The sequence below is a fragment of the Sedimentitalea todarodis genome (assembly GCF_032595355.1).
Classification (GTDB): Bacteria; Pseudomonadota; Alphaproteobacteria; order Rhodobacterales; family Rhodobacteraceae; genus Sedimentitalea; species Sedimentitalea todarodis.
The window spans coordinates 170,727-194,481 of sequence record NZ_JASMWN010000005.1 but is presented as its reverse complement, the minus strand read 5'-3'; the positions used below and the strand labels follow the sequence as shown (position 1 = coordinate 194,481).

The 23,755-nt window shown below is 60.9% G+C and carries 25 protein-coding genes; 15 read left to right on the top strand and 10 right to left on the bottom strand.

The window, feature by feature from the left end:
- The first annotated feature begins 46 nt into the window (after positions 1-46).
- Together QO231_RS09145 and QO231_RS09140 are read left to right on the top strand one after the other, a co-directional pair.
- The gene (locus QO231_RS09145; RefSeq protein WP_316775343.1) at positions 47-241 is read left to right on the top strand and encodes a YqaE/Pmp3 family membrane protein; all 195 of its coding nucleotides are present in this window, start codon (positions 47-49) and stop codon (positions 239-241) included.
- 6 nt (positions 242-247) lie between these two features.
- Entirely contained in the window at positions 248-1,153 is a 906-nt protein-coding gene (locus QO231_RS09140) for a LysR family transcriptional regulator (RefSeq protein ID WP_316775341.1), read from the top strand.
- 43 nt (positions 1,154-1,196) lie between these two features.
- Here QO231_RS09140 and hrpB read toward each other — a convergent pair whose 3' ends face one another.
- Positions 1,197-3,659: an ATP-dependent helicase HrpB gene (gene hrpB, locus QO231_RS09135; RefSeq protein ID WP_316775468.1), complete on the bottom strand. Its 2,463-nt coding sequence runs from the start codon at positions 3,657-3,659 to the stop codon at positions 1,197-1,199.
- Between the two features lie 99 nt (positions 3,660-3,758).
- On the opposite strand from hrpB, the gene meaB reads away from it, so the two are divergent.
- From meaB to QO231_RS09115, 4 genes are all read left to right on the top strand, one after another.
- Positions 3,759-4,736, top strand: coding sequence for a methylmalonyl Co-A mutase-associated GTPase MeaB (meaB, locus tag QO231_RS09130; RefSeq protein WP_316775339.1), 978 nt, complete (start codon positions 3,759-3,761; stop codon positions 4,734-4,736).
- Positions 4,737-4,970: 234 nt separating this feature from the next.
- The gene (gene rpmB, locus QO231_RS09125; protein WP_316775337.1) at positions 4,971-5,258 is read left to right on the top strand and encodes a 50S ribosomal protein L28; all 288 of its coding nucleotides are present in this window, start codon (positions 4,971-4,973) and stop codon (positions 5,256-5,258) included.
- Between the two features lie 97 nt (positions 5,259-5,355).
- Complete coding sequence (locus QO231_RS09120) at positions 5,356-5,706, top strand: hypothetical protein (RefSeq protein ID WP_316775335.1); 351 nt, start codon at positions 5,356-5,358, stop codon at positions 5,704-5,706.
- A gap of 49 nt (positions 5,707-5,755) precedes the next feature.
- Complete coding sequence (locus QO231_RS09115; protein WP_316775333.1) at positions 5,756-6,244, top strand: copper chaperone PCu(A)C; 489 nt, start codon at positions 5,756-5,758, stop codon at positions 6,242-6,244.
- Between the two features lie 76 nt (positions 6,245-6,320).
- Here the strand turns inward: QO231_RS09115 and QO231_RS09110 are convergent, their stop codons facing one another.
- Positions 6,321-7,022: an NAD-dependent deacylase gene (locus tag QO231_RS09110; protein ID WP_316775331.1), complete on the bottom strand. Its 702-nt coding sequence runs from the start codon at positions 7,020-7,022 to the stop codon at positions 6,321-6,323.
- Between the two features lie 41 nt (positions 7,023-7,063).
- Here QO231_RS09110 and QO231_RS09105 point away from each other — a divergent pair, with 41 nt between their 5' ends.
- A complete protein-coding gene (locus tag QO231_RS09105) occupies positions 7,064-7,498 on the top strand; it encodes a low molecular weight protein-tyrosine-phosphatase (RefSeq protein ID WP_316775329.1) in 435 nt (144 codons plus the stop codon).
- A gap of 24 nt (positions 7,499-7,522) precedes the next feature.
- On the opposite strand, the gene QO231_RS09100 is transcribed toward QO231_RS09105, so the two are convergent.
- The 3 genes from QO231_RS09100 to QO231_RS09090 all read right to left on the bottom strand — a co-directional run bounded on the left by QO231_RS09100 (position 7,523) and on the right by QO231_RS09090 (position 10,513).
- Positions 7,523-8,485, bottom strand: a complete 963-nt coding sequence (locus QO231_RS09100) for a LysR family transcriptional regulator (RefSeq protein WP_316775327.1) — start codon at positions 8,483-8,485, stop codon at positions 7,523-7,525.
- Between the two features lie 78 nt (positions 8,486-8,563).
- Positions 8,564-8,881, bottom strand: a complete 318-nt coding sequence (locus QO231_RS09095; RefSeq protein WP_316775325.1) for a hypothetical protein — start codon at positions 8,879-8,881, stop codon at positions 8,564-8,566.
- 153 nt (positions 8,882-9,034) lie between these two features.
- Positions 9,035-10,513 carry a hypothetical protein gene (locus QO231_RS09090; RefSeq protein WP_316775324.1) on the bottom strand — a complete coding sequence of 493 codons (1,479 nt, stop codon included), beginning with the start codon at positions 10,511-10,513 and terminating at the stop codon, positions 9,035-9,037.
- Here QO231_RS09090 and lepA point away from each other — a divergent pair.
- From lepA to QO231_RS09075, 3 genes are all read left to right on the top strand, one after another.
- Positions 10,512-12,311: a translation elongation factor 4 gene (lepA, locus tag QO231_RS09085; RefSeq protein WP_316775322.1), complete on the top strand. Its 1,800-nt coding sequence runs from the start codon at positions 10,512-10,514 to the stop codon at positions 12,309-12,311. The two genes, QO231_RS09090 and lepA, sit on opposite strands and share 2 nt — an antisense overlap.
- 268 nt (positions 12,312-12,579) lie before the next feature.
- Positions 12,580-13,473 carry a RelA/SpoT domain-containing protein gene (locus tag QO231_RS09080; protein WP_316775321.1) on the top strand — a complete coding sequence of 298 codons (894 nt, stop codon included), beginning with the start codon at positions 12,580-12,582 and terminating at the stop codon, positions 13,471-13,473.
- 370 nt (positions 13,474-13,843) lie between these two features.
- On the top strand, positions 13,844-14,353 hold the full coding sequence (locus tag QO231_RS09075) for a PhnA domain-containing protein (protein WP_316775319.1): 510 nt from the start codon (positions 13,844-13,846) through the stop codon (positions 14,351-14,353).
- Between the two features lie 46 nt (positions 14,354-14,399).
- On the opposite strand, the gene QO231_RS09070 is transcribed toward QO231_RS09075, so the two are convergent.
- Together QO231_RS09070 and QO231_RS09065 are read right to left on the bottom strand one after the other, a co-directional pair.
- Positions 14,400-14,537: an entericidin A/B family lipoprotein gene (locus QO231_RS09070; RefSeq protein WP_316775318.1), complete on the bottom strand. Its 138-nt coding sequence runs from the start codon at positions 14,535-14,537 to the stop codon at positions 14,400-14,402.
- Positions 14,538-14,631: 94 nt separating this feature from the next.
- Complete coding sequence (locus QO231_RS09065) at positions 14,632-14,838, bottom strand: hypothetical protein (protein WP_316775316.1); 207 nt, start codon at positions 14,836-14,838, stop codon at positions 14,632-14,634.
- 204 nt (positions 14,839-15,042) lie between these two features.
- Here QO231_RS09065 and QO231_RS09060 point away from each other — a divergent pair, with 204 nt between their 5' ends.
- Entirely contained in the window at positions 15,043-15,369 is a 327-nt protein-coding gene (locus QO231_RS09060; RefSeq protein ID WP_316775315.1) for a hypothetical protein, read from the top strand.
- 142 nt (positions 15,370-15,511) lie between these two features.
- On the opposite strand, the gene QO231_RS09055 is transcribed toward QO231_RS09060, so the two are convergent.
- Positions 15,512-16,270, bottom strand: a complete 759-nt coding sequence (locus QO231_RS09055; protein WP_316775313.1) for an alpha/beta fold hydrolase — start codon at positions 16,268-16,270, stop codon at positions 15,512-15,514.
- A 101-nt stretch (positions 16,271-16,371) separates the two neighbouring features.
- Between QO231_RS09055 and QO231_RS09050 the strand changes: the two genes are divergently transcribed.
- Entirely contained in the window at positions 16,372-16,746 is a 375-nt protein-coding gene (locus tag QO231_RS09050) for a hypothetical protein (RefSeq protein ID WP_316775311.1), read from the top strand.
- A gap of 137 nt (positions 16,747-16,883) precedes the next feature.
- Here QO231_RS09050 and glyA read toward each other — a convergent pair whose 3' ends face one another.
- Positions 16,884-18,179 (bottom strand): serine hydroxymethyltransferase, encoded by a 1,296-nt coding sequence (glyA, locus tag QO231_RS09045; RefSeq protein WP_316775310.1) that lies wholly within the window; start codon positions 18,177-18,179, stop codon positions 16,884-16,886.
- A 184-nt stretch (positions 18,180-18,363) separates the two neighbouring features.
- Here glyA and QO231_RS09040 point away from each other — a divergent pair, with 184 nt between their 5' ends.
- The gene (locus QO231_RS09040; protein ID WP_316775309.1) at positions 18,364-19,125 is read left to right on the top strand and encodes an NAD kinase; all 762 of its coding nucleotides are present in this window, start codon (positions 18,364-18,366) and stop codon (positions 19,123-19,125) included.
- Positions 19,126-19,960: 835 nt separating this feature from the next.
- Here the strand turns inward: QO231_RS09040 and QO231_RS09035 are convergent.
- Entirely contained in the window at positions 19,961-21,406 is a 1,446-nt protein-coding gene (locus tag QO231_RS09035) for an amidase family protein (protein ID WP_316775307.1), read from the bottom strand.
- 123 nt (positions 21,407-21,529) lie between these two features.
- Between QO231_RS09035 and QO231_RS09030 the strand changes: the two genes are divergently transcribed.
- Both QO231_RS09030 and QO231_RS09025 read left to right on the top strand, forming a co-directional pair.
- Positions 21,530-22,339, top strand: a complete 810-nt coding sequence (locus tag QO231_RS09030; protein WP_316775306.1) for a class I SAM-dependent methyltransferase — start codon at positions 21,530-21,532, stop codon at positions 22,337-22,339.
- A gap of 116 nt (positions 22,340-22,455) precedes the next feature.
- Positions 22,456-23,475, top strand: coding sequence for an endonuclease/exonuclease/phosphatase family protein (locus QO231_RS09025; protein WP_316775303.1), 1,020 nt, complete (start codon positions 22,456-22,458; stop codon positions 23,473-23,475).
- Positions 23,476-23,755: the final 280 nt, after the last annotated feature.

Genomic DNA, 23,755 nt, shown 5'->3' with positions numbered 1-23,755 from the left:
TGTTGTGAGACAATTTCATAATTCTCAAGAACAACATGAGCCGAGCATGAGACTGATCATCGCAATCCTGTTACCGTTTCTGGTTTTCTTCACCATTGGGCGACCAATTCAGGGCATACTCTGCCTGCTCTTGCAGATCACCCTGATCGGGTGGATCCCTGCCGCGATCTGGGCGGTCTACGCTCTGAGCCAATACAACACCGACAAGAAGATCGCGGCGATGCACCGGGGCGACAGGTAGAAAGTAATGCATATCGAGTTTCGGCATCTCCGTACGATCAAGGCCATACACGACTGTGGCGGGCTGGCGCGCGCGGCGGATCAGCTGAACATCACCCAAAGCGCCTTGAGCCATCAAATCAAGGGGTTGGAGGATCAGGCAGGGGTTGAGTTGTTCATTCGACGGTCCAAGCCGATGACCTTGTCGGCGGCGGGTTTCCGGTTGCTGCGTCTGGCCGAACAGGTGCTGCCGCAGGTCGAAGCGACCCTGTCCGAATTCTCGAACCTGCGCGATGGCAAGACCGGACGAATGCATATCGCCATCGAGTGCCACGCCTGCTTCGAATGGCTGTTCCCGGTGCTGGAGGGATTTCGCAAGAATTGGCATGACGTCGATGTGGACATCCGGCCAGGGCTCGCCTTTGACGCGCTGCCGGCTTTGCAAAAGGAAGAGGTCGATCTGGTGGTGTCGTCGGATCCCGAGGACCTGCCGGGCGTGACCTTCATCGAACTCTTTGACTACCAGGCGGTTTTCGTGGCTGCCGCAGTGCATCCCCTGTCCAGCAAACCCTGGGTTGAGGCGACAGATTTCCGCGGTGAAACGTTGATCACCTATCCGGTTGATCGGTCCCGTCTGGATGTCTTCAGCCAGCTATTGATACCGGCCAAGGTAGAGCCGGCGGGGATCCGGCAGGTCGAGTTGACGGCGGTGATCCTGCTATTGGTGGCATCCAATCGCGGGGTATCGGTGCTGCCGGATTGGGTGGTGCGCGAGGTCAAGTATTCGTCCGACTACGTGACCCGGCCATTGACCGAAAAGGGCGTGACCCGACGCCTTTACGCCGCGGTGCGCAGTGATGAAATGGACAAGCCCTTCATGCGCGATCTCATTGATCTCGCGCGGGTCGAGGCCCGCAAGTTGCAGGCTCTCTGAAGAAAATTTCAGTGACTTCAGTACCTTGCAAATGGCAGGTGCCCTATCGCCGCCGTTTGGCCCGCAGGGTCGGATCGGCCTCGGTCGGGTCTTCGGGCCAGGGGTGTTTCGGGTATTGCGCGCGCATGTCCTTGCGCACATCGGCATAGGACCCGGACCAGAAGCCGGGAAGGTCACGGGTGATCTGGATCGGGCGATGCGCGGGCGAGAGCAGGGTGATCTTGAGCGGCACCCCGGCGCTTGCCGGATGCTGCGTGACGCCAAAGAGTTCTTGCAGCCGGACCTTTATCTCGGGGTCTTCACCGGCATAATCAATCGGCACCCGGCGACCGAGCGGGGTGGTGAAATGGCCGGGCGCGCGCGCATCGACGAGCCGTGTTTGCTCCCAGTCGAGCGCGGCGCGCAGGGCAGGCAGCAGATCGAAACGCTTCCAGTCCTCGGCGCTGCGCACGCCCGTCAGCATTGGCAACAGCCAGTCTTCGATATGACGCAACAGGCCGGGAACCGAGAAGTCGGGCAGATCGGCGCCGGTCGCACGCACAAGTTCCACCCGTGCGGCGAGCCGGGCGGCTGCGCCGGAGAGTGTCAGGCCAAGATCGCGCACACCGTCAAGCATGGCGCGGGTAACCAGATCATCGGGGGCGTCCTTCCAGATGCGATCCTGCAGCACCAGCGCGCCAAAGCACTCCTGTTGCCGCGCGATAACGCGCCGGTCGCGCCGGGACCAGTCGCAGACGTTCCGCCAGGTGATCCTATCGGCAAAGAGATCACGGATTTCAGCTTCGCCAATCTGAGCGGCAAGCCGGATGCGTGCCTCGCGCGGATTGCCGTCGGTGTCGATGGCGACAAGGTAGGGGGCTGCGGCGAGCGGGTCACTGTCGCTCAGAACCGCGCCCTTGCCACCGGACAGCACGTAGCGTGGCGCGTCCCCCTTGCGGCGCTGGCCGATACGGTCGGGATAGGCAAGGGCGGTCATCGCGGCGGGGCCCAGGCCGGCTTGACCGGGTTTGGCGGATTTTCTCAGGCGGGAGGTCTCGGTGCGGATACGGCTGATGACGCCGGCGTTGACCTGAAAGGGCCGGGACCTTGCAAATGCCTTGGGGTCGCGCAACGCCGCAAGACGCAAAGCAAGATCGCAGGGCGCACCGCGCAGCAGATCGCGTTCGGCGATCAGCGCCGCAAGAGGGGCGGCGTCGGGACCGGCCAGCGTCAGCATATGTGCGAGCCTTGGGTGCAGCGGCAGCTTGGCGAGCGTCTGACCGTGACCGGTCATCCGTCCGCTGTCATCAAGCGCGCCCAGCAGGGTGAGGAGCGCGCGGGCCTCGGCCAGCGCACCTTCGGGCGGTGGCGTCAGGAACGCAAGATCGGCTTCGTTCGCGCCCCACAGGGCCAGTTCGAGCGCCAATCCGGTGAGGTCTGCGGCCTCGATTTCGGCGGGCGGAAAGGCCAGCAGTGCCCCCTGTTCGCCGCGCGTCCAGAGCCGGTAGCATGTGCCCTCGGCTACGCGCCCGGCGCGGCCTTGCCGTTGCGTGGCCTCCGCTCTGGTGACACGTTCGGTGACCAGTCGTGACATGCCCGATCCCGGATCAAACCGCGCGCGGCGCGATTGGCCCGCGTCGACAACCACGCGGATATCCGGGATGGTGAGCGACGTTTCCGCGATCGAGGTGGCGAGCACGACCTTACGTCCGGTATCGACCGGCGCGATGGCGGCGCGCTGCGCGGCAAAGGGCATCGCACCAAAGAGCGGGCGTAGCGTGCAATCACCCGGCAAGCGGCGGGCGAGCTCGGTTTCGGCGCGCCGAATTTCGCCCTCGCCGGGCAGAAAGACCAAGAGGCCACCGCCAATGTCGCGACTTTCGGCTTCGGCCCGGACCACGAGATCGGCCAGGGCCACATCGCGCCGGTCCCGTGGGCCGAGCGGCGTGTCGAGCCAGCGGGTCTCGACCTCAAAGCTGCGTCCTTCCGATGTGATCATGGGTGCGTGCATCAGAGTGGCGACGGGTGCCGCGTCCAGTGTTGCGGACATGACGACAAGGCGCAGATCCTCGCGCAGGGCATCTGCGACCTCAAGACACAGCGCGAGGCCAAGATCCGCATTGAGCGAGCGTTCGTGGAATTCGTCAAAGATCACCATGCCTATCCCCGGCAGGTCCGGGGCGGATTGCATCATGCGTGTCAGGATGCCTTCGGTCACGACCTCGATGCGGGTGGCGGCAGAGGTTTTGGCGTCGCCCCGCATCCGGTATCCGACGGTCTGCCCGACCGACTCGCCCAGCGTGTCGGCCATACGCTCGGCGGCGGCGCGGGCTGCAAGTCGGCGTGGTTCCAGCATGATCAGCCGCTGCCCGGCGGGGATCAGCTCCGCCGCGATCAGGGCCAGCGGCACGCGCGTGGTCTTGCCAGCGCCAGGTGGCGCCTGCAGCACCGCGCGGCCACGCGACCGCAATGCCGAGATCAGGTCGGGCAGGGCGTCGTCAATGGGCAAGGGGGTGTGGCGGGTCATGCTCGTCTTATCGCCAAAGCCCGGCGTGGCGTCCAGCGGTGGTCTGGACAACACCCCCTGCGGCGCGGCATGTATCTGCGACACAGTTGTGGAGCAGTCATGGATATCAAAGATCTGGGCAAACGAATTCTCACAGGAGAGCGCCGGGCGCTGGCGCGCGGCATTACGCTGGTCGAGAGCCACCGGGCCGATCACCGGGCCTTGGCGACCGATCTGCTGGAATCGCTGGGCCAGCATGGGCGGCAGGCGCTGCGCATCGGGCTCTCGGGCACACCCGGTGTTGGTAAATCAACCTTTATCGAAAGCTTCGGCATGATGCTGATCGGCAAGGGGCTGCGGGTGGCGGTGCTGGCGGTCGATCCCAGCTCGACCCGTTCGGGCGGCTCTATTCTGGGTGACAAGACCCGGATGGATCGGTTGAGCTGTGAGCCCGGCGCGTTCATCCGTCCCTCGCCCAGTCAGACCCATCTGGGTGGTGTCGCGCGCCGGTCGCGCGAGGCCGTGGCCCTGTGCGAGGCGGCGGGGTTTGATATTGTGCTGATCGAGACCGTGGGGGTCGGGCAATCGGAAACCGTTGTCGCCGAGATGAGCGATCTTTTCCTGTTGCTGCTGGCCCCAGCGGGCGGCGACGAGTTGCAGGGGGTCAAACGCGGGATCATGGAGATGGCCGATCTGATTCTGGTGAACAAGGCAGATGGTGACCTGAAACCTGCGGCAACGCGGACCTGTTCGGACTATGCCGGGGCGCTGCGGTTGCTGCGCAAACGCGTGCAGGACCCTCAGGGCTTTCCCAAGGCGATGATGGTGTCGGCGATTGAGGAAAACGGCATGGCCGAGGCATGGGGCGAGATGCAAACTCTGGTCGACTGGCGCAAGGAGAACGGGCACTGGAATGGTCGCCGCGCGGCACAGTCGCGGTACTGGTTCAACGAGGATGTGCGTCAGGCCCTGCTGGCCCAGCTGGAGGAAGGTGCCGTACGTTCCGAAATGCAGCGCCTGGGAACAATGGTCGCAGAAGGTGAAATGACACCATCGGCGGCAGCCCGCGAAATATTGCAGGAGTATCTGAAGCGCTAGCGCGATTCGTCGCCTTGATCCGTGTTGGCCAGCGTGACCGCGCACCCATCGGGTGCAAGCGGTCATTATTCCGCAGGACCGTTGGGACAAGGCCAAGTTTCAGCTATCGGGCGGCTTGACGGGGCAGGGCTTTGGGCCTATCAGCACCGGACAGATTTCGGGCGCGGCGAGTGCGGCGCCCTTTTGCATTATGATGCGGCAAGGCCGTATCGGACACAAGACGAGGTACCTGACATGTCGCGCCGTTGCGAACTGACCGGAAAAGGCCCGATGACTGGCAACAATGTCAGCCACGCCAAGAACAGAACCCGCCGCCGGTTTCTGCCGAACCTGAATGATGTGACGTTGCAGTCCGAAACACTGGGCCGTGGCGTCAAGCTGCGGATCTCGGCGTCGGCGCTGCGCAGCGTTGATCACCGGGGTGGGCTGGACGCCTTTCTTGCCAAGGCCAAGGACGACGAACTGTCGACCAACGCGCTGAAGGTCAAGAAAGAGATCGCCAAGGCGACCGCTTCGGCCTGAGCCCGATCCGACTGCGAATTTGACGCACAGCCTCGCGATTTCGCGGGGCTGTTTGCGCTTGCGCCGCTTGGTTCACCGCGCCTATACCGGGCGCGCCATGAGCCCTGTTTTCAAAAGATATATCGGCACCGCGCTTGTCCTGATGCTGGCCCTGACCGGGCAGGCCATGGCCATTGCGCGCGGGGCACCCGGACCCGCCGGCCAGGTCGAACTCTGTACCGGCGGCGGGCCGGTAATGGTTTATCTGGACGAGACAGGCGCGCCCGTCGGGCCGCCGCATATCTGTCCGGACTTTGCGCTGTCGCTGATCCTGCAGGTGGCAGAGCCAGAGATGCGGCCACAACCTGTGGACGCGCCATACCGCCTGGCGACGGTGCGCGCGGACTTGCAGAACACCGAATTGCCGCAACCGCCCATGCTGGCGCGGGCGCCGCCCCCGGGTCTCTGATCGCCGAGACGAAACTCAATTCCAAGACCTATGAAAGAGGAATGGCGCAATGTCCTTCAAACCAAAGCTGCTTGCAGCCGCAGCCCTGTTGACACTGACCGGGACCGCATGGGCCGATGACACGGTCGCTAACATTACCGTCACGGATCCTTACGCGCGCAGTTCGATGGCAAGCTCTGCCACCGGCGCAGCGTTCATGACGCTAAAGAACGACACCGATCAGGATGACCGGCTGGTTGCGGTGACATCCGATGTGGCCGAACGGGTCGAATTGCACACCCATGTGGAGGACGCCAACGGCGTGATGAAGATGCGCGAGGTCGAGGGTGGTTTCGAAGTCGCCGCAGGTGACACGCATGCGCTGAAGAGAGGCGGTGATCACGTGATGTTCCTGGGACTGAAACAGCCATTGAGTGACGGCGATATCATACCGCTGACGCTGACGTTCGAAAAGGCGGGCGATGTGGTGATTGAGGTGCCCGTGGACCTGCAGCGCAAGCCCGCTGGGGGCGGAATGTCGCACAGCAAAAGCGACTAACGGCAGGGCGAACGTCGCCCAGACAGGCGACTCTGCCCGTCACTGAGGCGATGGCCCATTCTCTTCTTGTCACTGGCTAAGAAGGGGTGTTCCCAAGCTGCTCGGTTACCCAATCCACGACGATGTGGGTGGCCGGGCCCAATCGGGTCTCGTCAAAGGCCGAGGCGATATCGGACGGATCGAGGTTCATTTCGACCGTATGTGCACCGGCGGCCATTGCTTCCTGCACGAAACCTGCCGCAGGATAGACCTGCCCGGAGGTACCGATGGCGGCAAAGATATCTGCTCCGGCAATATGGTCGATGATCCGCTCCATGTGATAGGGAATTTCTCCGAACCATACCACATCGGGCCGGGCAGAGCTGTTGCCGCAGGCCGGGCAAAGTTCTCCCGGTTTCATCGTGTCGGGAGCGGACCAGCGATGTCCGCAGGCCGCGCAGAGAGCGCCCGCCAACGTTCCGTGCATGTGCAGGACATCACGCGCGCCGCCCGCTTCGTGCAGGGCATCGACATTCTGGGTCACGATCACCACCTCGCCGGGCCAGTCCTCCTGCAACCGGGCCAGCGCGCGATGGGCTGCGTTGGGCTGTGCGGCCGCCGCCAGTTGTCGGCGGGCGTTGTAGAATGCATGCACCAGCGCCGGATCACGCGCGAAACCTTCGGGTGTCGCGACATCCTCAATCGAATGGCGCGCCCATAATCCGTCGACATCACGGAATGTCCCAAGGCCGCTTTCGGCGGAAATGCCCGCGCCGGTGAGGATGACGATCTTTCCCATGCTGTCTCCTTTGCCTATCACTGTGTCCAAAGGAGATCGCCATGGCCACCCGTGTTTTGTTCGTCTGCCTCGGGAATATCTGCCGCTCGCCGACGGCCGAGGCCGTGTTTCGCGGGTTGCGCCCGGATCTGCCAACGGACAGTGCCGGCACCGCAGGCTATCATGTGGGCGAGCCGCCCTATGGACCGATGCAGGCAGCGGCGCGAAAGCGCGGGATCAAGATGGACGATCTGCGCGCGCGGCAGTTCATCGCGCGGGACTTTGCGCGGTTCGATCTGATCCTGGCGATGGACGCGGACAACCTGCGCAATATCGAAGCGCTGCGCCCTGCAGGAGCGGCGACACCGGTGCGGTTGTTCACCGATTTTGGTTCTGACGCCGGTGCCGTGCCAGACCCGTATTACACGCGCGATTTTGACGGGGCTTTGGACATCATCGAGGCCGCGGCACAAGGGTTGGCAGAGGCGCTGGATTAAGCAGGTTGAAAACTGGTCCCAGCATCAGTCGTCGTCAATGATCCGCAGGCTGTCGCCAAGCCAGGGCAGGCGCGCAAGGGCCGGATTGATCATCTGGGTCTGGACCAGCCGCCGCACGGTATCGGCAACTTCGCGCGGAACACGGTCGGACCAGTCGGCCCCGGCAAAGAGCGAAATCGTGCGGGCGAACGAACCGAAGGGCAGGGCGAAGGCGTCGATATCATCGTGAAACCGCTCGGCGCGCATATAGCCGAGCGGAGTGGTGATCGCCCAGCCGATCCGCCGCGCGACCATCGCCATCAGGGCAAGGTGGCTGCCGATCTCGAAGCGGTGTTCGAAGGTCAGCTGTCGCTGCGTGAGGTGGGTTTCGATCTGCTGGGCGATGAGCTGCTCGCCCGCATAGCGTAGCAAGGGCAGGTCTTGCGTGGCGATCTCGCTGACCTTGGCGATGACATGCTTTGGCGCGACAAGGATGAAGGGGTCGCGCACAAGCGGGTATTCTATGACATTTTCAAGGGTCGACCCGGCGCTGGCGGTGACCGCGATGTGATATCGCCCCTCCTGCACCGCTGCGCCAAGCTCAAGGCTGGGTGCGGTGATCAGCTTGAAGCGACAGCCAGCAAGGCTGTCGGCGAGAATGGTCGCAAGCCGCGGGGTCAGGTCATTGTCGAAATCATCGATCAGGCCCACGGACAGCGTGTCGAGATGGCCGAGATCCATCACGGTAAGCTCGCTTTGCGCCAATCGAAGTTGTGCCAGCGCCGCTTCGGAACGCGCGAGGAAACTGCGCCCCGCCGATGTCAACTGCATCGGGCGGCGGGTGTGATCGACGAGATCGGTGCCAAGCGCATTTTCCAGGTTGCGCATCTGTTGGCTGACTGCCGGTTGGCTCAGCCCCGTGCGTTGGGCGGCCTGCGCAACGGTGCCGGTCGCGGCAAGCGCCTCGAAAACTTCGAGCCCGCGCAGGGTGACGCCTTTGGTCAGCATGGTTCCGGCTCCCACAGTTTTGCCTTTTGTGAAACTGTGGGGCGGTTTGGTCAAGCAGGGAGGTGGGTGATACGCGGATCAGCCGCAAGATTTCCGGGCGCGTTCACCAAAGGCCCGGTAGTTTTTCCAGAAGGTCTCGTCGCTGCGGCGGCCGGACTGGCGGATTTCCTGCGCCATGTGCGGGTCCTTGAACAGCTTGGCCGCCTTCTTGCGCTCGGAGCGCGACAGGCTGCTGTTGGCCACACTCTGGATGCACCCGCAGAGTTGCGGCGTTGCGCTGCTCCTGCCCGAAGACCGGCAAGCCCGTTCGATGATGCCGCTGGCCGCCATGACCGGCGCCGGAGCCGCCCAGAGAACCGTACCTGCGCACAAGAGCGCCGCCAGTGCGTGTTTCATGACCTTGCCTTCTCCGCCTTGCGGGGTCTTGCGCCCCGTGACCCGTTTGGCGCGTACTATGGCGCAATGCGGCGGCGCGATCAATTCCCGTGAAATGGGGAAAGAGGTCTTGGTATTTGCGTGCCCTAAAAATGTCGTGGAAAGAGACGAACCTTAGTCCTCGTCAAAGAACCAACCTGCAATCTGTTTCCCCAGCTTCAGGAGCCACATCGCCTTTTTTTCGGCCTTTTGGCCTCGTTCGATACCTCGGCCTAACGTGGTAACCCAATTCACTAGGCGAGCTCGCCAAAAACGCGCAGGTTTTTCCGTGGATCTAATGACATCGACCGCCTCTTCTATCGCTTCCAGAGCCTCGAAGGTTAAGTCCTCGCGCAATTCGACCGGAAGTGTCGCAAGTTCAGCTTTCTCTGTTTTTGTTGGATATCTACGTGTCTCAAGCGCGGCGAGTTTTGCCACCCGATCGCGGACGAGATCGTCTTGTTCGCAGATTTCTCCGACAGATACATAAAGTTGGTTCCTCAAGGCAATGAGGCTGGCATCTTCAGGATAAACGTCACCAATATTGCGTTGGAGGCTCATACATGCGTTCCAGAATGTCGTCGCAACGAGGCTTGGATGATCGCTGTGGCGATCACAGGCTGATATGATAAGTGCATATTCGGCGGCGTCTTCTGAGAAGCCATTTTGCGTGCCACTTAAAGTGGCGGCATTCAGAGCGAGCCTAACGGAGTCAATGGCGTAGCCAAGAGGTTCTGCAGGAATGTTGGCATCGCGTTCGAACCCCCACTTCCCGGATTCAGTCTGAACCAATTGCGGGCCAATCGAAGTATAGAACGTTCGCTGAATCTCTCTGATCCGCCGAGCGACAATCTGCGGTCCGGCGTCCCATTGCTCTTCGGTCAGATCCAATGCGATCCGTTGTGTTAAGGCCCAATCCAGCGGGTTGCCGTCGAGGATGGCCCGATACCACTCCAGCCAAAACGCCCATTTCTCGGGGGCAGCTTGCATAGATATCTTCATGTCATTCCACAGACCGGATAGACCGATTGGCATTTTCCCGTCGGGCCAAAGTGTGGGCCACGTAGCTGGATCAACTATATCTGCCGAGGCAGCTTGGCGGATCAAGGCAACCGCTGCTTCTGCTGTGTCAGCGCCAGCGGCCATGCGCGCAACATGGGATGCTGCATTGGAAGCCTGCACGGCCCCCGGGCCCGTCGTGTGGCCAGAGATAGCTGAGTGCGCGTCGAAGGCGGCGTTCCGAGCTGCCCAAGCGGCAGTTCTCCTCGGGCCCGGTGTATCGTCTGATTTGGAGTCTGCAACAAAATTGGCAATTGTTGCGGCGGAAGCGAGTGCAGGTCCGCCCAGTTTTTCCAGCTCTCTGGGTTTGCATGTGGACACCGTCGCCGCGATTAACACCGCACGAAAACTGACGAGCGCAAAATCGTCAAAGGTCGAATCAAAAGATGGTCCCAATCCGGGCAAGGCGCGCAAGGCGCAGCGGGTAGCAAACCAAGTTCGCACCTGTGCTGTTTGATCCGAAAGCCAAACGTTTTGCCCTTCCTCATCCGCGATCCCTACTTTTTTCATGCCCGCTTGACCGCCCCGCAAAACCCTACCATATCCCAACAGCATGACTGACCTCGCACATATCCGCAATTTCTCGATCGTCGCGCATATCGACCATGGGAAATCCACGCTGGCCGACAGGCTGATTCAGGAAACCGGCACCGTTCAGGACCGGGATATGAAGGAGCAGTTGCTCGACGCGATGGATATCGAGCGCGAGCGCGGGATCACCATCAAGGCCAACACCGTGCGTATCGACTATACTGCCGATAATGGCGAGGCCTATGTGCTGAACCTGATCGACACGCCGGGGCACGTGGATTTCGCCTATGAGGTCAGCCGCTCAATGCGCGCGGTCGAAGGCAGCTTGCTGGTGGTGGACTCAACGCAAGGAGTCGAGGCGCAGACGCTGGCGAATGTCTATCAGGCGATCGATGCGGATCACGAGATCGTGCCGGTTCTGAACAAGATCGACCTGCCCGCGTCCGAATGCGACCGGGTGGCCGAACAGATCGAGGATGTGATCGGCATCGACGCCTCGGGCGCGATCCGGGTCAGCGCCAAGACCGGGGTCGGCATCCACGAGACGCTGGAAGCCATCGTGCATCATCTGCCTGCGCCCAGGGGCGACCGGGACGCGCCGCTCAAGGCGATGCTGGTCGACAGCTGGTATGACTCCTATCTCGGGGTGATCGTCCTGGTCCGGATCATGGACGGGGTTTTGAAAAAGGGCGACCGCGTGCGGATGATCCAGTCCGGCTCGACCCATCTTGTCGACCGGATCGGGGTTTTCCGTCCGGCCATGCAGTCGATCGACGAACTCGGCCCCGGCGAGATCGGGTTCCTGACAGCCTCGATCAAGCAGGTGCGCGATACCCGTGTGGGCGACACGATCACCCACGAAAAACGGGGCTGTGAAACGCCGCTGGCGGGGTTCAAACCGTCGGTGCCCGTGGTGTTCTGCGGGCTGTTCCCGGTGGACTCCGCCGAGTTCGAGGACCTGCGCGATGCCATCGAGAAACTGGCACTGAACGACGCATCGTTTTCCTACGAGATGGAGACCTCTGCCGCCTTGGGCTTCGGCTTTCGCTGCGGCTTTCTTGGGTTATTGCATCTGGAAGTCGTGCGCGACCGGATCGAGCGGGAGTACGATATCGAACTGATCACCACGGCGCCGTCGGTGGTCTATCGCATCTTCATGAAAGACGGCTCGATGAGCGAGCTGCACAACCCCGCCGACATGCCCGACCTTTCGGTGGTGGATCATATCGAGGAGCCGCGGATCAAGGCGACGATCCTTGTGCCCGACGAGTATCTCGGCGATGTGCTGAAGCTGTGCCAGGACCGGCGGGGCATCCAGATGGACCTGACCTATGCCGGCTCTCGGGCGATGGTGGTCTATGATCTGCCGCTGAACGAAGTGGTGTTCGATTTCTACGACCGGCTGAAATCGGTGACCAAAGGCTATGCCAGCTTTGACTATCAGATGACCGAGTATCGCGAAGACAACCTGGTCAAGATGTCGGTTCTGGTCAATGACGAGCCGGTGGACGCGCTGTCGATGATGGTGCACCGCGACCGTGCCGAGATGCGCGGACGGGCGATGTGCGAAAAGCTCAAGGACCTGATCCCGCGCCACATGTTCAAGATCCCGATTCAGGCGGCGATCGGCGGCAAGGTCATCGCGCGCGAAACGCTGTCGGCCCTGCGCAAGGACGTGACGGCCAAATGCTACGGCGGCGACGCGACGCGGAAAAAGAAACTGCTGGAGAAGCAGAAGAAGGGCAAGAAGAAGATGCGCCAGTTCGGGAAAGTCGACATCCCGCAGGAAGCCTTCATAAGCGCCCTGAAAATGGACAGTTAAGGCTGTCCACGACGAGGTGTTTGCGGGCGTGCGATTGGTAAAACCAAGAGCGGCCGCAACCAGTTAGATGGGTGACAAACTTTCGCAAGCCGCCTATTCGTAACTTATGGCCTATCCAAACCCACCAGCTAGCAAGCGAGCCGTGCGACGAGCAGGAGCCGCAATTAGTTCAGGAACCGCATCTCAACAAGATATTGAGTTGGTTGATCAGTGGCGAGCATCACACGGATATGTAATTAACACATTCCAAGCATGGATTAGAGGGCACATGGCGCGAAGAACCGAAGCCGCAGAATTTGCTCAAAGATTGAAGAGGCGCAATACGGTAATAGGTAAGCTGAAAAGGCGAAACAGAAAAGAGGCCCCGCTGATCAAAGACGTCACCGCGATGCACGACTTTGCTGGGTGTCGGATGATCTTCGACACGCTTCAGGAATTGCAGAGTTTTCGCGAATATCTACATTCGGGCGCTGTAACAAAGAATGTGGAGCACGAGCTGCGACATGATGTCGAAAAATATGACTACATACGCAACCCCAAACAATCGGGTTATCGAGGGATCCATGATGTCTACCGTCATTTCCCGCGGGGTTCAAAAAGACGTGAAGATAAGAAGCCTTGGGACGGTCTGTTAGTCGAAATCCAGTACAGGACTCGAGCACAGCACGCTTGGGCAACAGCAGTGGAGATCTCCGATCTGCTTGATGGCGAGCAAACTAAATTTGAACTTGACGCCTCTGAGCGTGGGCAATTCTTTGCACTTTCTAGTGAAATAATAGCTCGCAAAGTAGAGGGTATAGCAAATGCCTTTCCGAAATTGAATACATATGAACTCGAATTGGCTCTAGAGGAGAAAGAGAAAGAGCTTGGAATTCTGCGTCGACTTGAGCTTCTTCGAAAATTTGAAGTGGAAGAGAATTTACGAGAACATAACGTATTGAGTATCGTGAGATCTGCGGTGGGAGAGTTTGAACTCGAGGTGATTCCTTTCAAGTCAGCCGCGCCAGCAATTCAAAAGGCAACTGAACTGGAAGAAAGTGGCAAAAGCGTGAACGCCGTTTATGTTAGATCCGAAAATCCCAATCATCTACGTTCTGCATATCGAAACTACTTTTCTGATCCAATCGACTTTGTGAAGATGATCAAGAGTGAAGTGGGTTAAGAGCGTCGTAGGCGAATGCATAATCCTCAATAGCGCTTTCGCCCCTACACACCAAGCGCTGTGAAATCAATGAGGGCAGCGCTGCCCAAATTCTGACTGTTCCGAGAAAATGCGTCGGGCAGCGCGGGTCGTTCTGTGCGACCCTTGCGCTGCCCTTCGCGTCCGTGAGTGTGTCGGCTTTGCGATGACTGATAGATAACCCTTTTGCCGCGCACGCATAGCGGGAATTCGGCCATAACTTTCCCATTTTCAGCCAATCCGATGTTCCGGGAGTGTAGCCGCGTGGTCGCGCCCCTGTGCACTTTCTGCTGTTGCGCGCCGGTGGCCTGACCTATAGCGGGGCGACCTTTGATTTGTCCGGATGTCTGCCATGCCCTGTTCGCTGTGTTCCGCCGATGCGCCCCTTGCGCCCTATGCCGTGAGCGGTGGGCCCGACGGGGCGGTGGCCGAGATTTGCAATACCTGTCTTGGCCAGATCGAGGGTGATCTGGACGCGCCGCATTGGCGGTGCCTGTCGGGCGCAATGTGGTCGACAGAGCCTGGAGTGCAGGTGCTTGCCGTGCGGCTGTTGGGGCGATTGTCCAGACACGACTGGGCGCGCGATCTGGCGGATCAACTGTGGCTGGATGACGAGACCCGCGCCTGGGTCGAGAACGTTGCAGCCGAGAGCGCGCATCGCGACAGCAACGGTGTGGTGCTGAAGGCCGGGGACACGGTTGTGCTGATCAAGGATTTACCGGTCAAGGGCGCGGGGTTTACCGCCAAGCGCGGTACCGCGGTGCGAGGGATTTCTTTGGTTTCCGACAATCCCGACCATATCGAAGGCCGGGTCGACGGGCAGCGGATCGTGATCCTGACCCGGTTCGTCAAGAAGAAGTAGCTGGCCGGGTCAGTCGCGCCCCTGCATCCGCGATTGTCGACCGGTGCTACAGAGCCTTCTGGACATCATCCGCAGTGTTGGAGATGGCGCCACCCGCTTTCTGGAGATCCCGGCCTGCGCCTTTGGCGGTTTCACAGGCAGTCAGGGCGAGCAGGGCGAGGCCGAGGATAAGGGGCCGTATCATGGCAATCTCCGTTCAAGTCTGCGTGGATATAAGCCAGCTTTCAACAGCCGCACAAGCCCAATTTGCGGTTGTCACACGGTCGATTGTGAGGATGTCAGGACGTCGCGCGCCGCACGTTGGAAGATGCGGGCGACCGGGACGCCGAGCGCAGCGTCAACTGTAAGACCACGCTGAAGAGGAAGCCGGCCCAACAGCCGACAAAGTACCACATGACGACAGACCCAAACCCAGTACCCATCATCGCCCCGATCAGGGCGGCGATCAGCCCGAAGGCTACGGAAAGGACAAGGTGAGCAAGCATCAGTTCGAGGTTCTCCCAATTCGCGAACATTTATTTACAAATATAATGGCAAAAAGATTAACAAATGGCTAATGGGAGCATGGGCGGAGGCCCGCCCATCGGCACGATCTTGCCGTGTGTGTATTTGAAAGGCTCTCAATCCAGACGTGAACCCGGCTGACCGCGCAGTGGATCATTGGGCGCGGCCTGGTCGCCTGTGGCAGAATGCAACGTGTTGAAGTCATGGATGAAACACGTAAAGAAAATATTGAAATGCAATTGCTTAGCCGGATCTTGAGGGGTGAGGGACTTATCAATGCGCACGCTTTCCAAAAACCCGATATCGCAGGGATATCTGATTTAGTGCAGGAGATGTTGATGATCCGTTTTGCCATGAGCCTCTATTCGCTGATTTTCGCCAGCCTTGCCGGAACCGCCGTAAGTGTGGTCCTCGTCGCGGGGCATGTCACGCTGGCACCGATTCTCATTGCGGCTGCGACCGGCGCTGTTCTGGCGGTACCTGCCGCCTATCTGGTGGCGCGCAAACTCTAGGACGCAGAGAGGCCATCCTGAGCGCACAGCGCATGCGTGGTCAGGCCTGCATATCTGCATGGCGGCCAGAGGCGCAGCAACCGGATTGGCCCGACCGTATGCGCGGGTGTCGCGGATTGGTGCGATCACACGCCCGGCCCTGTCAAGCCGTAAGGAACGCGCGAAGGGACGCTTCGAATTCGCGCGGTTTCTCGGCGTGAAGCCAATGGCCTGCCTCGGGTAGCTTGGCAAATCGGGCACGTGGGAAACGGGCGCGGATGGCGTCGCGATGCTGGTTCTGGACATAATCGGATGCGCCGCCGGAGAGGAACAGCGCGGGTCCGTCCCATTGGGCGTCGGTTTCCGGAAAGGCCATGATTTTTGGCATTTCGGCGGCCAGCGTGTCGAGGTTCAGCTTCCAGCGTTTTTTTGCAACGTCCAGCGATTGGGTGAAAAAGCTCTGCAGGGCGCGTTCGACGCCCAATTCGGCAAGTTGGGTTTCGGCTTCCGAGCGGCGGGTGAGGGTGGCCAGATCAACGCCGCGCATGGCTTCGATGAACGGCATCTGGGAATGGGTATAGGTGACGGGTGCGATGTCGGCGACGACAAGGCGGCGCACCGCGTCCGGATGGCGCAGGGCGAGCATCATCGAAGCCTTGCCCCCCATGGAATGGCCGACCACATCCGCGACGCCGCCAGTCCGTGAAATCACCTCGGCCAGATCATCCGCCATGTCCGGATAGGCGTGGCTATCCGTCCACGGGCTGTCGCCATGATTGCGCAGATCGACCGCGACGACCTGTCGGCTGTCAGAGATGCGTTTCGCGATGACGCTCCAATTGCGCGCGGAACCATAGAGCCCGTGCGCAATCAGAAGCGGGGGCAGATCGGTCGGGGTGCCGTGGATAATCATGTTCAACATGGTCCCGTGATAGCGGCAGTTGCCGGACAGGACCAGACCTGTTGAAGCGGATGGCCCAGAGCGGTAAGGCAGGAGCAACGGGCCGCGTGACAGGAGACAGGATGACCGAACCGCAGGATATCGAGGCCACGACCACAGCGCTGTTGGCGTCTATGCGTGAAAAGCTGGGTGTGCGGGCGAATACGTTGCAGGGCGCACGGACTGCGGCCAAGCGGCTGCTGCCGCGCAGGGTGTTCAAGAGCTACGAGTTTCTGCAAGAGACCGAGCCGTTCCTGGCGCATCCAAAGCTGGCCCGGACGGTAGATGTGTCGGAACTGGCGGCCGCGACCAAGGACGTGCGGGCCTACCTCGACGGGATCGATCTCGCGGACCGGCGCAAGGGATGGTGGCTGAGTCTGGCCGGTAGCCTTGCATTCAACCTTCTTGCGCTTTGTGTTCTGGTGATTGCCGTGCTGGTCTGGCGCGGCATTCTCTAGAACCGCACCAAAGGAAAACGCCCGAGGCGCGCGCCCGGGCGTTTTGTTTTCTTGCGATCCATCTCGCGTTTCGCGGTCGCTGTTCGATACATCGCACGCGAAACGTCCTGGTGGAGTGTGGTCGGTGGCGAAGGCCTCTAGTGGTTTGGATAGATCGGGAAGCGGGCGCAGAGGTCGGCGACTTCGGCGCGGACCTTGTCCTCGACCGCGCCATTGTTGTCCTCACCATTGGTGGCCAGCCCGTCGACCACTTCGATGATCCAGTCGGCGATCTGGCGGAATTCGGCCTCGCCAAATCCGCGGGTGGTGCCGGCCGGGCTGCCCAGCCGGATGCCCGAGGTCACCGTGGGTTTCTCGGGATCAAACGGTACGCCGTTCTTGTTGCAGGTGATATGAGCGCGGCCAAGGGCCTTTTCCGTGGCGTTGCCCTTGACGCCTTTGGGGCGCAGATCGACCAGCACGACATGGGTGTCGGTGCCGTGGGTCACGGTATCAAGCCCGCCCTTGATCAGCTGATCCGACAGCGCCTGTGCATTGGTGACGACCTGTTTGATGTAATCTTTGAAGCCCGGTTGCAGCGCCTCGCCAAAGGCCACGGCCTTGGCAGCGATCACATGCATCAGCGGGCCGCCCTGAATGCCAGGGAAGATCGCCGAGTTGAACTTTTTCGCCAGTGCCTCGTCATTGGTCAGGATCATGCCGCCGCGCGGACCGCGCAGGGTCTTGTGGGTCGTGGTTGTGGACACATGGGCATGCGGGAAGGGTGACGGGTGTTCGCCTGCTGCGACAAGACCCGCGAAATGCGCCATGTCCACGTGCAGATAGGCACCGACGCTATCGGCAATCTCGCGCATTCTGGCAAAGTCGATCTGGCGCGGGATGGCAGAGCCGCCGGCGATGATCATCTTGGGTTTGTGCTCGGTCGCCAGCGCCTGCACCTGGTCATAGTCCAGCAGGTTGTCCTGCTTGCGTACTCCATATTGCACCGCGTTGAACCATTTGCCCGACTGGTTGGGACGCGCGCCGTGGGTCAGGTGACCGCCGGCATCGAGGCTCATTCCCAGAATGGTGTCGCCCGGCTGCAATAGCGCCTGAAACACACCCTGGTTGGCCTGTGACCCCGAGTTCGGCTGCACGTTGACAAAACCGCAGTCAAACAGCTCGCAGGCGCGTTCGATGGCCAGGTTTTCGGCGATGTCGACATATTGGCAGCCACCGTAATAGCGACGTCCCGGATAGCCCTCGGCATATTTGTTGGTCATCACCGAACCCTGAGCCTGCATGACGGCGGCGCTAACGATGTTCTCTGACGCAATCAGTTCGATCTCGTCGCGCTGGCGGCTAAGCTCTTGCCTGATGGCGTTGAAAATTTCGGGGTCGCGGTCGGCGAGGGGGGTCGTGAAAAACCCGGTATCTTGATTTGGCGCGTTCATTGAGGGCTCCGTTCTGGACAGGGATGTGTTGATGGGCGGATTTCCAATGGGAAACTAAGTCGTGACGCCAAAGAGTGAAAGGAGATAAACCGGCGCATTGCAGGTTCAGAGCGGCAAGGCTGGTCACGGAGGGAAAGGTGTGGTTGTTTCGGAACCGAATATGCAACACCGGAAACCTGACGCCATGACATTACGAATAGCGTTCCTGGCCAGCAGGGCACCGGTGGCGCAGACAGCACGCGCCGTCCTGATCGGGCGCTATGGAAATGTCGAACCCGAAGACGCGGACGTGATCGTCGCATTGGGCGGGGACGGGTTCATGTTGCGCACGCTGCACACGGCGCAGGCGCTGCCTGCGGCGGTCTACGGGATGAACCGGGGCACCATCGGATTCCTCATGAACGATTACAGCGAAACCGACCTGATGGATCGGCTGGAGGCTGCGGAGCAAGAGGTGATCAACCCATTGTCGATGCGCGCGACGGATCAATTTGGCAGACAGCACAAGGCCCTTGCGATCAACGAGGTATCGTTGCTGCGGGCGGGGCCGCAGGCCGCGCGGCTCAAGATCACCGTGGATGGGCGGGTGCGATTGTCGGAACTGGTTTGCGATGGCGCGTTGTTGGCGACCCCCGCAGGCTCGACGGCCTATAACTATTCCGCCCATGGTCCGATTCTGCCGATCGGTTCGGATGTGCTTGCGCTGACGGCCATTGCGGCGTTCCGTCCACGTCGTTGGCGTGGCGCGCTGTTGCCCAAGACCGCCTGTGTCCGCTTTGACGTGCTTGAAGCCGAAAAGCGGCCGGTGATGGCAGACGCGGATTCGATCTCGATCACGGATATCGACTGGGTCGAAATAAAATCCGATTCCGCGATCGAACACAAAATCCTCTTTGATCCCGGTCACGGTCTGGAAGAACGTCTTATTTCTGAACAGTTTACGTGATTTCTGTGCCGCTCTGATCCCGGCGTTTTCGCGCCTTTTTGACAGATTGAGGCAAGAAAGATCACGAGTTTTCCATCATTTTTTCACCTTGTGTGATCATGCTCACAGATAGCAACGGTGGCTTCTGGCAAGATGTACCTATTGTAACGATGATCTTGGCAAAGAGTACGGAGTAAGTGAGTGGTGTTGGTAAAGAGTACCGCATGAGTGAGTGGTTCTTTTAACGAGTAATTTTTAGCAGGACCCGGGCGCAGAGGTAACTCTGCGCCCGTATTTCCTTAAGGGGCCGGGCACACGACGCAGTGAGCCGCCGGATCGCTGGTTAGACGGCTGACCTGCCACGCCATCCTTTGGTCGCTGACAGGTCAACGGCTTTTTCCCATATTGTGCCGCATTGTTGAACACGGGCATCTGGCCTTCCAGCTTTCCCAAGGTTTGGTGACGGTAATCAGCCGGGCCCAGAAATCTGCCACGTCGATGCAGCTGGTGGCCCCGGCGTCAAGATCGCGCAGCGCGCCGGCGTTGTGGGTCTCGACCACGAGGGCATGATGCTCGGAGGGTCCAACAGGCTCTAGCTGGGCCTGAGCGCGGCCAATTTCCCCTGATCACCGAGAGCTATCTGTTCATGCGTGAACCCATTCGTCAGGGTGCAGCCATCGGTAGTCTGCACGCCCAACTCGGCGACGCCGAACCATCCCCGACGTGTATGCTGCCCGGGTTGGACCCACGGGTGTTTCCGACAAGACGCGGGGCGCACAGAGACCTGACAACAAGCCGACCCATCCGGATGGCATCTGACTTTCCGGCGCAGGAACTTCGGCGCAGTTGATTGGCGCTATGGGTCACTGGTGTTCTCACCCATCCGCACCCAGAGAGGATCGCACATCCGGCCAACCCGATCTTCGATCGCGACGCAGGCATCGACCACAAGATCCTCGCGCCAACGCTGACCAACGATCTGGATGTTGATTGGCTGAGGTCCATGCGGCAGGTCGGCAAGGCGGCTCGGGACGCTTCCGGCGGGCAGGCCCATGAAGTTCATGGCATAGGACCAGAGCGCCGAGCCCAGGACCTCTTGCACCCCGTCGGCGCCTTGTGTGTCACGATCAGGCGCAAAGAAGGGCTGCGGCAGGAACGGTGTGATGACAAGCGGATAGCGGTCGAGCAAGAGCGACCATTCCCGCGCGTAATGGCTGCGCTGCGCCATGACCTTCAACAGCGCTTCTCCCTCGTAGGGCGGGAACTGTTCGAAGTACTCGTCAAAGATCGTCTGGATCGTAGAGGAGCCATGGGCGCGAATGTCCGGCCCCATCAATACTTTCACCTCTCCCATGAGCGCGCGATAGCCCGCCAGACCGGAGTCTCGAATATCCGGTGGTGTGATCTCTTCAACAACGTGACCCGCATCAACCAGGGCGTCGCGGGCGGTATCCAGCGCCTTTGACACCTCGGAATGCAGGTCGAAATCGTAAGTTTCTCTGGTAAATCCGACGCGGACGGGTGACGCCGGTGTTTCGCCGCGCCAGGGCAGGGGCACATGAAACGGGTCACGTACATCCGGCGCGATGAGGGCAGGCATGGAGAGATGCAGATCCGCTGCCGAGCGGGCTATCAGCCCTTGCACCGACATTGACTGCGCCAGCATTCCGCGCTCTTTCTTCTGACTGGGGTTCCAGGCCGGAACCCGACCCAGACCGGGTTTCACCGTCACGGCACCGTTGGCCGCCGCCGGAAAGCGCAAGCTGCCGCCGATGTCATTGCCATGGCCAAGCGCGCCGATCCCGGCCATCACCGCCGCCGCTGCGCCGCCAGAGGAGCCACCGGGCGAGATATGATCGCCCCACGGATTGCGGGTACGTCCATGCAGCGGATTGTCGGTATCGGCCCGAAACGAGAACTCCGGCGTGTTGGTGCGCCCGATCACCACTGCACCGGCGCGCAGCAGGTTGGCGACAATGGGTGCGTCGTCGGGCGCGATGTCGTTGGCATAGGCGGTGACGCCGTTGGTGGTGGCATGGCCTTTCTGATCGACATTCACCTTGATCGTGAGGGGGACGCCATGCAACGGTCCGGTTGGCTTTCCGCTGGCAAGATCGGCATCCAGGGCGCGCGCGCGCGCCATCGCCTGATCGCTCAGGTCTTCGACCACGGCATTCAGCGCCGGATTCTTCGCATTCATGCGGTCGATCGCGGCGGCCGTCATCTCGGTGACGGATACCTCAGCGGATCTGGTAAGGGTGGAGATGTCGACGGCGTCGAACTGCCAGAGCGGTTTTGTCATGTGGAGTCCTTTCGCCGCCACGGTACGCAAGGGGGACGCCAATGCAATGGCGAATGCGCATCGTTTGGACGGGGCGACAGGTGAGCAAAAGTACTGTAGGATAAACGGCGTCTGGGGGATCGCATGAGTGACAATGACAAGGCCTTTATCGGGTCGATACCGGACATCTATGACGCTTACCTCGTGCCGCTCATCTTTGAGGCTGCCGCGAGCGATCTTGCCCGCCGCGTGGCGACAGGCCCGTGTGCGGCGGTTCTGGAAACGGCGGCAGGCAGCGGTGTGGTCACGCGGGCGCTTGCGCCCCTGCTGGCTGCGGATGCGCAGTATGCGGTGAGCGATCTCAACCCGCCGATGCTGGCCCGGGCACAGGCGCGCCAACCGGATGATCCACGGCTCGGCTGGCATCAGGCCGACGCGCAGGACCTGCAGTTCGAGGACAACAGCTTTGACGTGGTTTGCTGTCAGTTCGGGGTCATGTTCTTTCCCGACAAACCGCGCGCCTATGCCGAGGCGTTGCGGGTTCTTCGCCCGGGAGGGCGGTTTCTGTTCAACGTCTGGGACGATATCATCGACAATGAATTTGCCGATGTCGTGACCCAGGTCGCTACGCGATTGTTGCCAGAAGCACCGCCGCGTTTCATGGCCCGTACGCCGCATGGTCACGGCGACGCAGACCAGTTGCGGCGTGATCTTGCGACGGCCGGGTTTACCCAGATCGACATCGAGACGGTTGCCGGCACCAGCACCGCGCCGGATGCATCGCACCCGGCGATTGCCTATGTGCAGGGCACGCCGTTGCGCGGCGAGATCGAACCACATGGGCCGGACATGCTGCACAAGGTGACCAAAGCGGCAACCGCCGAGATCGCGCGCCGGTGGGGAGAGGGTCCGGTTTCGGCCAAGATCCAGGGCAAGGTCATTTGCGCGAGCTGATCGTTCGGGAGCATCCAAGACCGCGCCGGGGCAAGGCGCTTGCACGATCGGGGGGAAAGGTGTTGGCTTGATCCAAATCCAATCCGTTTGCGTGATGTTCCGGGAGTATTCAATTCATGGCCTACTACAAAGGCATCAACGACTATCCGCCCGGACGTGCCGCGCCGGGGCAGCGCGGATGGATCGCGGACGGGCTTTTGCGCCTGCGCGCCGCGATGGCGGTGCAGATCACCGATCTGCGGCGGCCGGATTCGCTGGTCATCGGGTCGTGGAACATCCGCGCCTTTGACGGCGGGCGCAGCCGGCTGCACGAAAGCTATCACTATATCGCCGAGATCATCGACCATTTCGACATCTGCGCGGTACAGGAGATCAAGCCCGATCTCGGGCCGCTGAAACGGCTGATGGGCCTGCTGGGCGACAATTGGGATTATTTTGTCACCGATGTGACGGCGGGGGATGCGGGCAATGACGAGCGGATGGCGTTTCTCTTCAACCGCAACAAGGTCACGTTCCGCAATCTGATCGGTGAAATCGTGCTGCCCCGCGAGGCGTTGATCGAAGGCGAACAGATCGCCCGTTCACCTTTTTTTGCGTCGTTCCAGGCGGGCTGGTTCCGGTTCACGCTGTGCACGGCGCATATCCGGTTTGGTGACGATCTGGGGCTGCGCGCGCGCGAGATCTCGGCACTGGCGTCGACCCTGACCGCGCGGGCGGAAAAAGAAGGCGAGGTCTATGTCCTGCTGGGCGACATGAACATCGAGAGCAGCGAGGACGAGACCATGGCGGCGCTGAAGGATGCGGGCATGTTCGTGCCCGATTTCGGTGCGACCAACCTGGGGGGTGACAAGCTGTTTGACCATATCGCGTTTTCGGGCGAAGGGACCGAGACACGCCTTCTGCGCAAGGGCAAGATCGACTGGCGCGGGACGGTGTTCCGGCCAGAAGATGTCGCCGCCTATGAGCAGATCGCGAAAGAGATCCGCAGCAAACCGGATACGAACAAGCCCTATGCCAATTGGCCGGGCACCTATCCCGGCTGGGCCACCCATGAAATGTCGGACCACCTGCCGATCTGGATCGAAATTGAGGTGGATTATTCCGACGAGTATCTCGCCGGAATCGAGAGCGGATAGGGCACGAATGGGCGTATTCGAGGCAGCCGGGCGGGGTTTTTCGACCCACTCTTGGGGTTTCCAGCGATTGGGCAAGATGCCCGGCGCTTTGGCGCGATGGCACGCGTTTTCCGGGTGTCACCGGGTGGCCGGCCTCATCCAGAATCCGCATGTCATAGCCCGGCTTTGGCACCGACGGGCTGCCGAACTTGCCCAGTCGATCATCGGCAAATTCAACGACAGAATTGCGTCCATTGGAGCGTATCAGGGTCCGCGCGTTTGATGACCCGGATCGCGGCAG